15 protein-coding genes and 2 pseudogenes are annotated in these 12,655 nt (G+C 66.8%); 8 read left to right on the top strand and 9 right to left on the bottom strand.

The annotated features are described in order from the left end of the window. The 3 genes and pseudogenes from ADBZ6I_RS11530 to ADBZ6I_RS11520 form a co-directional block, all read left to right on the top strand. A pseudogene (locus ADBZ6I_RS11530) lies at window positions 1–280 on the top strand (hypothetical protein); the annotation flags it as partial. A gap of 46 nt (window positions 281–326) precedes the next feature. After that, window positions 327–482 carry a DUF6131 family protein gene (locus ADBZ6I_RS11525; protein ID WP_526383903.1) on the top strand — a complete coding sequence of 52 codons (156 nt, stop codon included), beginning with the start codon at window positions 327–329 and terminating at the stop codon, window positions 480–482. A 34-nt stretch (window positions 483–516) separates the two neighbouring features. Further along, on the top strand, window positions 517–1,038 hold the full coding sequence (locus tag ADBZ6I_RS11520; RefSeq protein WP_526383901.1) for a DUF5994 family protein: 522 nt from the start codon (window positions 517–519) through the stop codon (window positions 1,036–1,038). A 20-nt stretch (window positions 1,039–1,058) separates the two neighbouring features. Here ADBZ6I_RS11520 and ADBZ6I_RS11515 read toward each other — a convergent pair whose 3' ends face one another. Genes ADBZ6I_RS11515 through ADBZ6I_RS11495 form a run of 5 tightly spaced genes read right to left on the bottom strand, consistent with a single transcriptional unit; the run spans window position 1,059 to window position 5,267 of the window. Next, the gene (locus ADBZ6I_RS11515; protein WP_526383899.1) at window positions 1,059–2,279 is read right to left on the bottom strand and encodes an amino acid permease; all 1,221 of its coding nucleotides are present in this window, start codon (window positions 2,277–2,279) and stop codon (window positions 1,059–1,061) included. A gap of 37 nt (window positions 2,280–2,316) precedes the next feature. Further along, window positions 2,317–2,751: an SRPBCC family protein gene (locus ADBZ6I_RS11510; RefSeq protein ID WP_526383897.1), complete on the bottom strand. Its 435-nt coding sequence runs from the start codon at window positions 2,749–2,751 to the stop codon at window positions 2,317–2,319. Beyond that, a complete protein-coding gene (locus tag ADBZ6I_RS11505) occupies window positions 2,751–3,584 on the bottom strand; it encodes a lysophospholipid acyltransferase family protein (RefSeq protein ID WP_526383895.1) in 834 nt (277 codons plus the stop codon). The genes ADBZ6I_RS11510 and ADBZ6I_RS11505 overlap by 1 nt, the downstream gene beginning before the upstream one ends. A gap of 35 nt (window positions 3,585–3,619) precedes the next feature. Beyond that, window positions 3,620–4,003: a nitroreductase family deazaflavin-dependent oxidoreductase gene (locus ADBZ6I_RS11500; protein WP_526383893.1), complete on the bottom strand. Its 384-nt coding sequence runs from the start codon at window positions 4,001–4,003 to the stop codon at window positions 3,620–3,622. Between the two features lie 7 nt (window positions 4,004–4,010). Next, window positions 4,011–5,267 (bottom strand): FAD-binding domain-containing protein, encoded by a 1,257-nt coding sequence (locus ADBZ6I_RS11495; protein WP_526383891.1) that lies wholly within the window; start codon window positions 5,265–5,267, stop codon window positions 4,011–4,013. A gap of 139 nt (window positions 5,268–5,406) precedes the next feature. Here ADBZ6I_RS11495 and ADBZ6I_RS11490 point away from each other — a divergent pair, with 139 nt between their 5' ends. Continuing rightward, a complete protein-coding gene (locus ADBZ6I_RS11490; protein ID WP_526383889.1) occupies window positions 5,407–6,690 on the top strand; it encodes a glycosyltransferase in 1,284 nt (427 codons plus the stop codon). On the opposite strand, the gene ADBZ6I_RS11485 is transcribed toward ADBZ6I_RS11490, so the two are convergent. Continuing rightward, a complete protein-coding gene (locus ADBZ6I_RS11485) occupies window positions 6,671–7,909 on the bottom strand; it encodes a PucR family transcriptional regulator (RefSeq protein WP_526383887.1) in 1,239 nt (412 codons plus the stop codon). The genes ADBZ6I_RS11490 and ADBZ6I_RS11485 overlap by 20 nt on opposite strands. 83 nt (window positions 7,910–7,992) lie before the next feature. On the opposite strand from ADBZ6I_RS11485, the gene ADBZ6I_RS11480 reads away from it, so the two are divergent. Continuing rightward, the gene (locus ADBZ6I_RS11480) at window positions 7,993–9,093 is read left to right on the top strand and encodes a ferredoxin reductase (RefSeq protein WP_526383885.1); all 1,101 of its coding nucleotides are present in this window, start codon (window positions 7,993–7,995) and stop codon (window positions 9,091–9,093) included. A 15-nt stretch (window positions 9,094–9,108) separates the two neighbouring features. Beyond that, window positions 9,109–10,326 (top strand): fatty acid desaturase family protein, encoded by a 1,218-nt coding sequence (locus ADBZ6I_RS11475; protein ID WP_526383883.1) that lies wholly within the window; start codon window positions 9,109–9,111, stop codon window positions 10,324–10,326. Here ADBZ6I_RS11475 and ADBZ6I_RS11470 read toward each other — a convergent pair. Next, window positions 10,222–10,580, bottom strand: a pseudogene (locus ADBZ6I_RS11470) (pirin family protein). The gene ADBZ6I_RS11475 and the pseudogene ADBZ6I_RS11470 sit on opposite strands and share 105 nt — an antisense overlap. A gap of 5 nt (window positions 10,581–10,585) precedes the next feature. Then, entirely contained in the window at window positions 10,586–11,128 is a 543-nt protein-coding gene (locus tag ADBZ6I_RS11465; RefSeq protein ID WP_526383881.1) for an NADPH-dependent FMN reductase, read from the bottom strand. Between the two features lie 84 nt (window positions 11,129–11,212). Between ADBZ6I_RS11465 and ADBZ6I_RS11460 the strand changes: the two genes are divergently transcribed. Beyond that, window positions 11,213–11,812 carry a TetR/AcrR family transcriptional regulator gene (locus ADBZ6I_RS11460; RefSeq protein ID WP_526383879.1) on the top strand — a complete coding sequence of 200 codons (600 nt, stop codon included), beginning with the start codon at window positions 11,213–11,215 and terminating at the stop codon, window positions 11,810–11,812. A 10-nt stretch (window positions 11,813–11,822) separates the two neighbouring features. Here the strand turns inward: ADBZ6I_RS11460 and ADBZ6I_RS11455 are convergent, their stop codons facing one another. Next, window positions 11,823–12,020: an SCO7613 C-terminal domain-containing membrane protein gene (locus ADBZ6I_RS11455; RefSeq protein WP_526383877.1), complete on the bottom strand. Its 198-nt coding sequence runs from the start codon at window positions 12,018–12,020 to the stop codon at window positions 11,823–11,825. 260 nt (window positions 12,021–12,280) lie between these two features. On the opposite strand from ADBZ6I_RS11455, the gene ADBZ6I_RS11450 reads away from it, so the two are divergent. Next, on the top strand, window positions 12,281–12,655 hold a 375-nt coding region (locus ADBZ6I_RS11450; RefSeq protein ID WP_526383875.1), incomplete at its 3' end, for an ArsR/SmtB family transcription factor.

The raw sequence follows: 12,655 nt of genomic DNA, 5'->3' as shown, positions 1-12,655 counted from the left end.
CGGATCAACAGGGACACTATTCGTCTTCGGAATCGCTATCGGCGCGGTGGCGATGCTGGGACTGAGCGTGCTGCTTGCCGGCGCCCGGCGCACCGCTGGCCGAGGCCAATCGGCCCGGCGCGAACTGGCGCGCGCCCAACGCGAGACCGCGTTTCTCAACCGAGACCGAGACGCCTTGCTGGAGACGCAGGACGCCAACCAGCAATCAGTCAGTCAGTCGACCAGGATGCCGCTGATGAATCGCTGGTTCCATGGTCGGCAGTCCGCGGTTAAGCGTTGACGGACTGTTCAGAACAACCAATCTTCAACTACAGCAGGGAAATATCATGATTGCTCTCGGACTTGTTCTTCTCGTTCTCGGATTCGTGTTCAAAATCTCGATCCTGTGGTCCATCGGGATCGTCCTGCTCGTCGTCGGAGCGGTGCTGTGGGTACTGGGCTCTCTCGGGCATGCGGTCGGCGGTCGGCGTCACTACTACTGAACCCATCCGGCCCAGTCCAGAGGAGTGCTCCATCATGGCACCACAACAGACCCGAACCGCTTCAGAGCGACTTCCGACGCCGCCCGAACGCACGCCGCGGCTGCGTTTGAAACCCAATGGTGAGCTCACCGGGTACCTAGGTGGGGCATGGTGGCCGCACAGCGATGAACTGACGACGGAGCTTCCGGATCTGCTCGCGGTGCTGTCGGTGCGACTTGGACCCATCGACCGCGTGCTGTACAAGTTCAGTGACTGGGCAACGGCACCCGACGAGTTCGGCACTGGTGGCCGGACGGTGTACCTCGATGGGTACCGACTCCAGCCTCCCAACACCATCGAGGTCCTCGGACTCGATGGCAATAGAGTCGTTCTGTTGGTGGTATCGCCGCACACCGAGCCTGACCGGGCGCACGCCACCCTGATGGCTGCGGCTGCCCCGGACGACGACTCGACCGTCGATGATCTGCTCATGATCAGCCTGCGCGACAGCCAATCTCGCGCCCAGACCGGTGCCGCGCAAGAACGCTGGGACTCCGAAGGTGGGGCCGCACGCTAAATCGGCGCACCGCACGATATTCACCAGTGGAAAGCCTGCAGGACAAGGGTTCCCAGGCACAACGCCACCCCGAGGTAGGGAATCGCCGTCGGAACGGTGATATAGCCGGCGTGGTCGGGATGGCGGCGCTTGATGACGATCAGTGCGGCGTTGACCATGGTGAAGATAATGAGCACCAGCAGGCTGGTGAGGCGGGCCAGCGACACCAATGGCAGCAGGGCGGTGGCGCCGATCATGGCGGCCAGGACGACGAATGTGGACCTCACCGGGGTTTGGAATGACTGGTGCACCCGCGCGAAACCGCGGTGGATCCATCCCTCTGCGGCAAGCCCGTAGAGAATCCGCGAGCCCATGATGATCTGAACGATGACGCCGTTCATCGCGGCGATCATGCCGATGAGACTCAACAACACCCCGTAGCTGGCTCCGCTTCGCTCGAACACCAGCGTCAGTGGCGCTTCGCTGACGGCCAGTTCGGCCGGGGGCACCAGCGTCGTCGAAACCACAACGACGAGCAGATACAGGACGGTTGAGACCAGGAGGGCGAGCAGGATGGCCAACGGCATCGTGCGGCTGGGATTCTTTGCTTCCTCGGACACGTTGGCCATGTCCTCGAATCCGATGAATGCGTAGAAGGCGAGGAATGCGCCGGCGAAGACTCCGCCGACGCCAACCGCCGGGTCTATCGCCAGGAGGCCGCGAACGTCGATCTGCGCGAATGCCTTCCGCCCGTACCAGATGACCAGCGCCAATCCCAGAACTTCCAGCCCGGTGAGCAGTGCGGCCATCGTCGCCGACTCGCCGATACCCTTGACCGCGACCGCACCGAGCACCACCAGCAGGCCCACGCTGCCGACGAGGGTCGGAACCGCCACGAATGAGTTGAGGTAACCGGCGAATCCCTGGGCCAGCGCCGCCGCCGAGGCGATTCCGCCGCCGACCATCGCCAAGCCGATCGTCGTTGAGAGCCAGCGCTTTCCGAACGCCCGGTGTAGGTAGACCGAAACGCTGGCGCTGACGGGGTAGCGGCCGGTGAGTTCCATATAGGACAGCGCGGTGACCGCGGCGGTGACCATCGCGATCACGAAGGCGAGAGTGGTGCTGGATCCCGCGAAGCCCGCCACCTTCCCGACGAGGACGTAGATACCCGCACCGAGGATGTTCCCGAGCCCGTAGAGGGTGAGCAGAGGCAGGCCGAGCGTCCTTTTCAGCCTCGCGTGCTCGCCGGTTGGTTCGATCACAGAAACTCACTATGCCCGTCTGCCAGGCCTGGCTGGTCTAGGACTCCACCAGCCGCTGAAGATTCTTCAGACTCTCCGAGAGCGAGCGGCCGATTTGGTGTTCCGCGATACGGTCGGCGAGAAGGCCGAGCAGCCCGCCGTCTGAGTGGTACGCCAGCCGGAACGTCACGGTGGTCTTGCCCGCCCCGGCATCGCGCAACCGGAAGCGGCCCCGTTGGGTCACACCGGTGATGCTGATCCAGGCCAGGTCCCGCGCCGTGTCGAACTCGACCACCTCCACGACGCCACCCACCGGTATCCCGCCGATCTGCCACAACACGGTGTAGCGCGACCCCACGCCCGCCGGGCCTTCGGTGACGGGCTCCCAACGCTGTAGGTGGGGCAGCAGTGCCGGGTAGTCGTTCGGGTCTTCGAGCACCTTCCACACGGTGTCGCTGTCGGCGTTGAGGGTGATGCGGCGTTCGACGCGCATCAGCCGATCACCGGGAAACGCCGTTCGGCGGCCAACCGATCCACACCGGCCTGCAAGCTGGCCACGACCTCGTCGTACACCGCCTGATCATCGCCGGTGGCCGCAATGGGCTCCTGGACCTCGATGGTGATCTTGGCCGGCAAGGGGATGTGGCCCAACCAGTCGGTGACGTTCAAGCCCCAGGGCAGTGCTACCGAGATCGGCAGGCTCTTGAGCCGGAATAACCTGTCCAGCATCAGCAGTCGGGCCAACCCCTGCCCGCGTCCGAGGAACAGTGCCGTCTCCTGGCCGCCCACGCTGGCCACCGGAACGATGGGCACCGCGGTCTCGCGGGCCAGTCGCACGAACCCTTCTCTGCCACCGAGGTCGACGACGTGCCGCTGCCACGACGGGCGGTACACCTCATAGTCTCCACCGGGGTAGACCAACACCGCGGCGCCGGACTCCAGGGCCAGGCGGGCGTTGTCGGGACTGGCCGCGATCGTGCCGAACTTAGGGAGCCAACGCAGCGCCGGGTACAGGGCAACCAGGTTGTGCACCAGTTGGTAGAACGGCCGCTCGACACCGAAGTAGGAGCAGAACGCCAGGGTGAACACGAAGGTGTCCGGGGGCACGTTCCCGCCGCTGTGGTTGCCTACCAACAACACCGGCCCGTCCGCGGGAATGCGATCCAGCCCGCGAACATCGGCCCGGAAGTACAGCGAGGCCAGCAACCACAGTCCCGGCAGCTGGTCCCGAATGTAGTCGGGGTCGCGGTGATCCAGATCCGCCTTCGGAACCCGCACGGCGACCTGATTTCTCGCCCAATCGAGGAGGCCGGCCACAGCTGTCATAGGTTCACCCTCGCACGGATTCGGAGCTGGACGTCTCAGTCCGCCCGCTTGAGCAGCACCGCGTTCTCGAACGGCAGCCGCGCAAACACCCAGCCGCTCAAGCCGGTGACGTGCTTCGCGGCCTGCTGCCTGGTCATGACCTGCGGGTCACGGACATCGAAGGTGCGGCCGTAGCGGCGTAGCCGCCCGCCGCCGGCGGTGGTGAGGTTCTTCAGCCAGTCCCGGTTGGGCCCGTAGGTCAGCAGGATCGCCACTCCGTCGCCGGTGGAGAACACCGTCAGCGGCGTCCGGTAAGTGCGGCCCGAACGGCGGCCGGTGTGCTCGAGGATTCCCATCGTCGGGGCCCAGCCGGCCCACAGGCGCTGGATGGGGTTGGTGACGTACCGGTTGAACCGGGCCAGGCGTTGCGGTAACTGCATACCGCCATCATCCACCGCGCCGGGACAACCCCCGCCGCCACGCCGTGTAGGAGGTGACCGGTCCGGTGCCGGGCCGCATCAACCACGGCCACGGGTGCAGCGCGGCCAGCTCGAGTTGGGCTGCGCGCGATCGCCATCCGGGTACCGGTGCGAAGGTGGTGGCCAATCGGCGGCCGGTGAGCACCGCAACCGGGTCGCCTCGCCACACTTCAAGTTCGCGGCGGGTCGACAGGTCGGCGAGCGTCTGTGCCAGGAAGCGAAACCGGTTGAGCGACAAACGCAGCCGGCGCAGTAGCGGCTCGTCGAAGACGAACACCACGGGCAGCTCAGGATGATCGGACACCGCGGGGTCGCGATCACTGAGACTTTCGGCGGTAATCCAGACCGCCTCCGGTTCACCGGTCCGCTGGGTCGTCGTCGGCCCGGCCGTCGCGGCGAGGTCGTCGGCGCGACGCAACCGGTCGTCGGTGATCGCCAGCGGTGGCGGTTCCGAGGTCGGCGGCCAGTCGGCGATCGGACAGCGTTGGTTCAGTGGGCATTCGGCGCACAGTCCGGGTGCCCGCTTCTCCACCTGCCATCGGGAGAACCCATACGCCTTGCCGGTGAGCGCCCCCACCGTCCACTGCCACCCGAGTCGATTCGCCGCACGGGAGCCGTCCAGCAGATGGCGGAACATCAGGTCTTCGCCGTCGCGCCAACCCCACTGGCCGCGCACGCTCCAGTGCGAGGCCAGCCACATCCGGGTCTGATTGGTCAGCCAGCCGTCGGTGACGAGCTCCCGCCAGGTCGACTCCAGGCACAGCGCCCCCGGCGACGACCACGGATCGTCCGTCACAGGGGTGTTCGGTGGCGTGCGCTCCGCGACGGCGAACCGTAGCGACCGCCCGGACGCGGTACCCGTACGCGCATAAAGGTGTCGGGCGTACTCCTGCCAGAGCAGCTCGTCGCGGAACTTCTCCACATCGCCGGGTGGGCCGCCGGCGACGTGGTCCCACACCTCGCCCAAGCTCAACAGTCCGTGCCGGATGTAGGGGGATAGCCGCGAGGAGCCTCTGGTGCGTTCCGGCCAGACGTTGTTGCGCCGCCGCGCATAGCCGGTGACGCCGAAGGCATGCAGCGCAGCATCGGCGGCCAACTGCCCGCCGCGAATCGGAGACGCCGTGACCGCCGGCGTGCTCAGGTCGCCGAGGTGCCGAGTGGTCCAGGAGTCGAGGTCGTCGCCATCCGGCGGGGGAGTGGGCAGTCGCTGCATCTGCGGATCCATTCCGCGGATTCTCGCCGACGGTCGCCGGCGGGCGTAGCGCGTTGGACCTGTTGGGATTTTTCCGGCAGTGTTATATCGACGATTGGTCCTATTTGGGCCTTTGCCGAACGGCGAACACATCCGGAGGACACTGCTACTCATGAGCGCTGACATCACCCAATGGACGTCCGAGCCTGCGGCCGCGACCCTGGACTTCGACTACTCCGGTGACCGGGCGCTCGGCCGGCGGGGTTTGCGGCCCACCCAGCCTCGGGTCAGCGTCGTCGTGCCGGCCAAGAACGAAGCCGACAATATCCGCGAGATACTGCCCTACCTGAGCAGCTACTACGAGGTGATCGTCGTCGTCAGCGAAGACGACCACGAGTCGGCCGACGCCGCCCGCGCAGCGCTGCCGTCGGCCAAGGTGGTCTACCAAACCCGCAAGGGCAAGGGCAATGCTCTGGCGTGCGGATTCGAGCAGGTCAACGGCGACGTCATCGTCACCTTCGATATCGACGGCTCGGCCGACCCGCACGAGATTCCCCGCTTCATCGACGCCCTCGCCAAAGGCGCCGACCTCGCCAAAGGCAGTCGTTTCTGCCCGGGGGGCGGCAGCCAGGACATCACCCAGTTCCGTTCGTTCGGCAACTACGGACTCAACCTGCTGGCCAGTGGGCTGACCGGCACCCGGTTCACCGACCTGTGTTACGGCTTCAACGCCTTCTGGGCCGACCAGCTGCCGATGCTGTGCTTGCCGGACTCCGCCGCGGAAGGACCCCAGTTCGGCGACGGTTTCGAAATCGAATCCATGATCATCGGCCGTTTCGCGATCGCTAAAGCGATCATCATCGAGGTGCCGAGCTACGAATACGACCGGTACTACGGCGAGACCAACCTCAATGCCATCAAAGACGGTTTCCGGGTGCTGGGCACCCTGCTGCGGGACCGCTCGAACAGCAGGCAGTACCGGACGCTGGCCAAGCGGCTGCGCACCGTCGGCACGGCAGTCGGTAAGCCGTTCTGGATGCTGGCCAACCCCACGACCAGAGCCTTGGCGGCGGCACCGTCTGTCCCGGACTTTCCCGCCGAAATTCAGCGGACCCTGGAGAGTCTCTGGGCGCAACACAGCCGCGTTCCGGAAATCACCCGCATGGAACTGGCCATCGCCGCCGCCGAAGTCGGTAACAACATCCTCGACCATTCCGGCCGCGGACGCGATCTGCGGATCCGGATGCAGGTCTGGGTGCTCAGCGACCATGTGCGCATCGAATTCACCGACGACGGGCTGCCGGCGGACATGGACCTGTCGTTGATCCACATGCCCGACGTGATGGCCGAGAACGGACGCGGACTCGCGCTTGCCCGGGCCTCGCTGCACGAGTTCTCCCACGACCAGGTCGAGAACGGCAATCGCTGGACTCTGGTCAGCCGGCGCTTCGGCTGACGCCGCCGGAGGTGTCGGCTGAACCGTGGACCGGGGTCCGGAACGTGCCCAGAGCCACCGTCAGTTCCAGGATCACCTGCGGGTCGTTGAGGCTCTCGCCGTAGGCCTCGCGGATCTGGTTCATCCGATAGCGGACGGTCTGCGGGTGAACGAACAGCTCCGCGGCCACCGCGTCGCGGCGCCCCTGATGCAGCAGCCAACTGCGCAGCGTCTCGGCTAGGCGGTCAACGGATTTCGGCCCGTGCGCCAGCAGCGGCGCCAGTGCGCGTCGGCGCAGATCGGCGGCCGCCTCCGGGTCGGCCCCCAGCACCAGCTCGGTCAAATGCTCGTCGGTGTCGACCAATTCGCCGCCGGCTCCGAGATGCCGTGCGCGTCCGGCCCGTTGGTAGGAACTGCGCGCCGAGTACCACGGACGGGACGGCCCGACCACCGCGTGCCGCCCGGCCAGCGCCGTCAGTAACGCCGAACGGGCGGTTCCGTCGGCGTCGGGCACCAGAGCGACTGCCCATGACCCGGCCGGGTCGACGCCGGGCAGGTCGTCGCTGACGTACAGCGACGCCGGATTGAGAACCGTTGCGGCGCGGGACAACTGGGCATTGGGCAGCAGGACGGCCGTCAGGGTTTCCGGCTCGGGCCACGCCGCGGTGGTTGCGCTGGACTGCAATGTCTCGAGATCCTCGCCGGCAAGAAGCTGGCGGGCGAGCCGGTCGAGGTGCCGTTGGCGGACGCGGCCGGCGGTGGCCAGCTCGTCGGCGTGCCCGGACGCGCTCGAAGCGGACAGCTCGTCGATATAGGCGAACAGCATCGCGGCGAAGCGGGCGATGGTCTCTGCCGGCAACCCGGCCTCGACCGCGGTCGCCGACAGATCCAGCCAGGCCACCCGAGCCCCCACCCGGAACGCCGCCAACAGGGCATCGATGGGCCGGCCTTGACGGGCTTCACCCCGGCCCAACTCGTAGGCGCCCTCCAGCGCCGCCGACGCGCCGGGCCCGGAGTCCTCAGCCCGGGTGACCATGCGCAGGAAAGCCCCGATAGAGGTCAGCACCGCGTTCTCGATGTTCTGGCCCATCCGGCCCCGGAACGGATCGGTGTAGGCCGGTACTTCGGCGGTGATCGCCGCCACGGTGCGTTCGGCCATCCGGGGCAGCACCGCCTCCAGGGCGCCTGCCACCGCGGGGTCCAGCGCTAGACCGGTGAACCGTGACAAGGAGCGAGGCATTTATTCTCTCCGAACAATTAGATCGCGGATATTCACTGCTTTCAGTCAAGACTTTATCCCACGCGCTGGTCAATGGTTAAGTCATGACAACGACGGCGCCCGGTACTCGCGGGGCGGCCCTGGGGGCGTTGCGCGCCGGGGTCGCGCGATTCGTGGGCCGAGTCACCACACCGCTGCTGCCGGCCGACTACCTCGACGTCATCGACCCGTTACTGGCCGGAACCCCGCTGCGCGGCCGAATCGTGGGTGTCCATCCCGAAACCCGCGATGCGGTGACCCTGGTCATCAAACCGGGACGCGGCTGGCGCCGGCACATCCCCGGCCAGTATCTGCGGCTGGGTGTCGACGTGGACGGCGTGCGGCAGTGGCGCAATTACTCCCTCACCTCCCGCGCGGAGCGCGCCGACGGCTGTGTGTCGATCACGGTCAAGGCCGTGCCCGGCGGCGTGGTGAGCAACCACCTGGTGCGCCGCGCCGTCGTCGGCGACGTCGTACATCTCGACCTACCGGCCGGGGACTTCACTCTCGACACACCGATGCCGCAGAAGATCCTGTTCGTCACCGCCGGCAGCGGCATCACACCGGTCATGGGCATGCTCCGCAACATGCCGGCGGGCGGTCACGCCGACATCGTGGTGGTACACAGCGCACCGCGCGCCGACGAGGTGGTCTTCGGCGGGGAACTGCGGATGCTCGCCAGGCGGGGGCTCATTCGCCTGGTGGAGATCCACACCCGCACAGGCGGACGGCTCGACCTCGCCCGGTTGTCCGAGTTGGTCGCTGATCTCGACGAGCGGCACACCTGGGCGTGCGGCCCGGCCGGTCTGCTCGAGATGGTCGACAACCATTGGAAATCCGCAGGCATCGACGACCGGCTGCATACCGAACGGTTCCGTCCGGCTCTCATCGCGACCGGCGACGGCGGCACGGTCTCGTTCTCCGTCACCGGCGCCACCATCGAGTCCGGCGGCAGCCAAAGCCTGCTCGAAGCCGGCGAGACGGCCGGCGTGCTGATGCCGTTCGGCTGCCGAATGGGTGTCTGCTTCGGCTGCGTGGTGCCACTGCGTCGCGGAGCCGTCCGCGATCTGCGCTCCGGCGACATCACCGTGGCCGCCGAGGGCGACAGCGTGAGCGTCCAGACCTGTGTCTCCGGCGCCGCCGGGGACTGCGTTATCGACCTTTGAACGAGGACCACGGCAATGACTACACTGCAACGCACCAGCCCTAATCCCATCGGGCATCTCACCGACGCCGACATCGAGAACCTCGGAGTCGAACTCGACGCCATCCGGGCCCAGATCGTCGCCAGCCGCGGACAGCGCGACGCCGACTACATCCGCACCGTCATCGCCGCTCAGCGACGCTTGGAACTGAGCAGCCGCGCGGTGCTGCTGTTTTCGCTGTTCCCACCCGCTTGGCTGCTGGGCACCGCCGGACTGTCGGTCTCCAAGATCGTCGAGAACATGGAGATCGGCCACAACGTCATGCACGGCCAGTGGGACTGGATGCGCGACGACAAGATTCACTCCACGACGTGGGAATGGGACAACGCATCGCCGTCGGATATGTGGAAGCACTCGCACAACGAACTGCACCACACCTACACCAACGTCCTGGGCAAGGACCACGACTTGGGCTACGGCATCATGCGGGTCGACGAAGGCCAGCCGTGGAAGCCGTTCCTGCTCATCCAGCCGCTGTCGAACCTCGTCAACGCCTGCTTCTTCCAGTACGGCATCGCCGTCTACGACCTGGAGATCGGCAAGTATCTCAAGGGCCGTGTCGAGAAGAAGGATTTCCGTACCCGGCTCAAAAAGGTGCTCACCAAGGCCGGCCGGCACGCGGCGCGGGACTATGTGTTGCATCCGCTGCTGTCGGGGCCGTCGGCGCTGACGACGTTCACCGCCAACGCCACCGCCAATCTGGCCCGCAACCTGTGGACCCATTCGGTGATCATGTGCGGCCACTTCCCTGAGGGAGTGCAGACCTACGAGAAGACCTCCATCGAGGGGGAGACCCGCGGACAGTGGTACCTGCGCCAGATGCTCGGTTCGGCGAACATCTCCGGAAGCCCGGCCATGCATTTCATGACCGGCAACCTGTCCTTTCAGATCGAACACCATCTGTTTCCCGACCTGCCGAGCAACCGCTACCAGGAGATCGCTCCGAAGGTGCAGGAGGTGTTCGAGCGCTACGGGCTGACCTACACCACCGGTCCACTGCCCAAACAGGTTGCCTCGGCATGGAAGAAGATCATCCGGTTGTCGCTGCCCAACGACTTCAGGCCCAACGACTTCCTCGCGACGCTGATGTCAGGCCCGGGCGTGCATCTGCCAGACGAGGATCTCGGAGGGGGCGACGGCAGTGAGACGCTGGCCGCCCCCGCCGGTGATCCGCGCGGCGTCGCCCTCGTCTAGCTCGCCGGCGCCTTCGACGGTGAGGTCGCCGCGCGCGGTGAAGACGTGCAGGTGACGATTTCCATGTCGCGATGCGGGTGGGTGTCGAATCCCGTTCCGGGCGCGACGATGTCGTCGTTGTTGACCAGCAGAATGCCGTGGTGGGTGTTGGACGGGTCGCGGTGCGCGGCGAACGAAAACGAGTGCCGGGACCTCAGCCACGGAGTCCGGGTCAGAGGCCGATCGGCGGCGCGGCGGACATCGATGGTCGTCATGATCGTCAACCCACTTGCGCGGCCAATTCGCCGACCGCCTCGCGCACCGCGTCGACCACCTCGGCGTTCTCCCGCGGATGTGCGCCGTTGAGGGACTTGCCTGGAATGGACAGCGTGATGGATTCGACCACCCGGGGCCCGGCGATGCCCAGCGACTTGCGGGTCTCGTCGTGAGCCCAGGCGCCGCCGTAGCGTCCCATCGCGGAACCGATCACTGCCACCGGCTTGTCCTTGAGATCACTGGCGCCCCAGGGGCGGGATAACCAGTCGATGGCGTTCTTGAGCACCGCCGGGATGGAGCCGTTGTACTCCGGGGTGACCAGCAGCGCGGCGTCGGCCTGCGCGGCGGCGCCGCGCAGGGCGGCGACGGCGGACGGCGGGGTCTCGGTATCGAGATCCTCGTTGTAGAACGGCACTTCGCCCAGGCCTTCGTAGATGGCCAGCGCGACGCCGGTCGGAGCGAGCTCGGCGGCCAGTTCGGCGATCTGCCGATTGATCGATGCCGCCCGCAGGCTGCCTATCAGGGTCAAAATCGTGGTCTGTGCCATCGGTTGTCCTTACCCTCGTCGGAGTCTCACCCAGCATAAGCGGACTGCGGTCCGCTTTATTCCGAATGCGGTTACAGTGGTCGGATGGACACCGTCGACCGCGCCGCAGCGCTGCCGGTCGACGCTCCGCACGAACGGGGTGACGCCGCCCGCAACCGCAGGCTTCTGCTGGACGCGGCCCGCACCCTGATCGCGCAGCGTGGTGCCGAGGAGGTCACCACCGACGACATCGCGGCGGCTGCCGGGGTCGGCAAGGGCACCTTGTTCCGGCGGTTCGGCAGCCGGGCCGGCTTGATGATCGAACTGCTCGACGAAGACGAACGGGCGATGCAGCAGGCGTTCCTGTTCGGACCGCCTCCGCTGGGGCCCGAAGCGCCACCGCTGCAGCGGTTGGTGGCCTTCGGTCGCGAACGGCTGCGGTTCGTCCACGCCCACCAGGCTGTGCTTGCCCAAGTCCATCGGGACCCGAACGCCCGCTACAACGCCGTGTTCGCGGTGCTGCACACCCACGTCCGGGTCCTACTGGCGGACGCGGCGAGCACCGGTGACCTCGACGCTCAGGCCGATGCGCTGCTGGCACTGCTGGACGCCGACTACGTCGCGCATCGACTCCAGGCCGGCCTGACCCTCGACAAACTGGCCGACGCGTGGGAGTCAATGGCGCGAAAGTTGATTGGGCACTGAGGCTTTCGCGTCAGCCGTAATGGCCGATGACATCCGACGCCCGACGCCAGTCGCGGCGGCGGTGCTCGAACGTCGCGCCGATCCACATCAGCACCACACCCACCGACCCTAGGGTGATCCACCGCGGGAGGCCGACCAGGTAGTCGCCCCACTGGTCGATTCCGAGGACGGCCAGTCCCAGCGCGCCGAGTAACAGCGGTGCTTGCAACCGCAGTGCCGCCCAGCCCCATCCGGCCGACGATGGCCGCCCGATGCCGTTCGTAGGCGTCGACGAGTTCCCGGCGCTCTGTGATGAGCTGCGCCATCTGGCCGTCGACCGTCAGGATGCGCGCACGCAGGTCATCGAGCGCCAGCCGGTCGCCGTCAGCGTGTGGCTCCGTCAACCCCCACCCCCCTTGTCGCCGTGGTCACCATTGTCCGGGCGCCTGAGGATTCGGGCAAAGGCCACTCGTCCGCTATTGTCTGCGTATGCGTGCAGATAAGGATATTTGCCGGCGCAGGCTCGACGACGATCAGGTGGGTCTGGTCGTCGAGGTGTTCCGCATGCTGTCCGACGCCACCAGGGTGCGCCTGCTGTGGGCGCTGGTGGATCGGGAGCTGTCGGTGACCGAGCTGGCGGAGACAGTGGGCAAGCCCGCTCCCGCGGTGTCCCAGCATCTGGCGAAGTTGCGGATGGCCAGACTTGTGCGCACCCGCCGGGAGGGCACCACGATCCACTACAGCTTGGAGAACTCGCATGTGGCCCAACTGGTCACCGATGCGGTGTTCAACGCCGAACATGCCGGGCCGGGGATCCCCGGCCACCATCGGGGCGACCGTGACTTGGAACGGCTGCACCACAAC

The organism is Mycobacterium sp. (genome assembly GCF_044342925.1).
In the GTDB taxonomy this organism is placed as follows: Bacteria; Actinomycetota; Actinomycetes; order Mycobacteriales; family Mycobacteriaceae; genus Mycobacterium.
This window is presented reverse-complemented; position numbering and strand designations above follow the sequence as displayed.

Coding starts and splice junctions, on each gene's coding strand:
- ADBZ6I_RS11500 (WP_526383893.1), bottom strand. CDS start 4,003: ATGCAGTTACCGCAACGCCTGGCCCGGTTCAACCGGTACGTCACCAAC.
- ADBZ6I_RS11480 (WP_526383885.1), top strand. CDS start 7,993: ATGACAACGACGGCGCCCGGTACTCGCGGGGCGGCCCTGGGGGCGTTG.
- ADBZ6I_RS11525 (WP_526383903.1), top strand. CDS start 327: ATGATTGCTCTCGGACTTGTTCTTCTCGTTCTCGGATTCGTGTTCAAA.
- ADBZ6I_RS11460 (WP_526383879.1), top strand. CDS start 11,213: ATGGACACCGTCGACCGCGCCGCAGCGCTGCCGGTCGACGCTCCGCAC.
- ADBZ6I_RS11505 (WP_526383895.1), bottom strand. CDS start 3,584: ATGACAGCTGTGGCCGGCCTCCTCGATTGGGCGAGAAATCAGGTCGCC.
- ADBZ6I_RS11510 (WP_526383897.1), bottom strand. CDS start 2,751: ATGCGCGTCGAACGCCGCATCACCCTCAACGCCGACAGCGACACCGTG.
- ADBZ6I_RS11490 (WP_526383889.1), top strand. CDS start 5,407: ATGAGCGCTGACATCACCCAATGGACGTCCGAGCCTGCGGCCGCGACC.
- ADBZ6I_RS11475 (WP_526383883.1), top strand. CDS start 9,109: ATGACTACACTGCAACGCACCAGCCCTAATCCCATCGGGCATCTCACC.
- ADBZ6I_RS11520 (WP_526383901.1), top strand. CDS start 517: ATGGCACCACAACAGACCCGAACCGCTTCAGAGCGACTTCCGACGCCG.
- ADBZ6I_RS11465 (WP_526383881.1), bottom strand. CDS start 11,128: ATGGCACAGACCACGATTTTGACCCTGATAGGCAGCCTGCGGGCGGCA.
- ADBZ6I_RS11485 (WP_526383887.1), bottom strand. CDS start 7,909: ATGCCTCGCTCCTTGTCACGGTTCACCGGTCTAGCGCTGGACCCCGCG.
- ADBZ6I_RS11495 (WP_526383891.1), bottom strand. CDS start 5,267: ATGGATCCGCAGATGCAGCGACTGCCCACTCCCCCGCCGGATGGCGAC.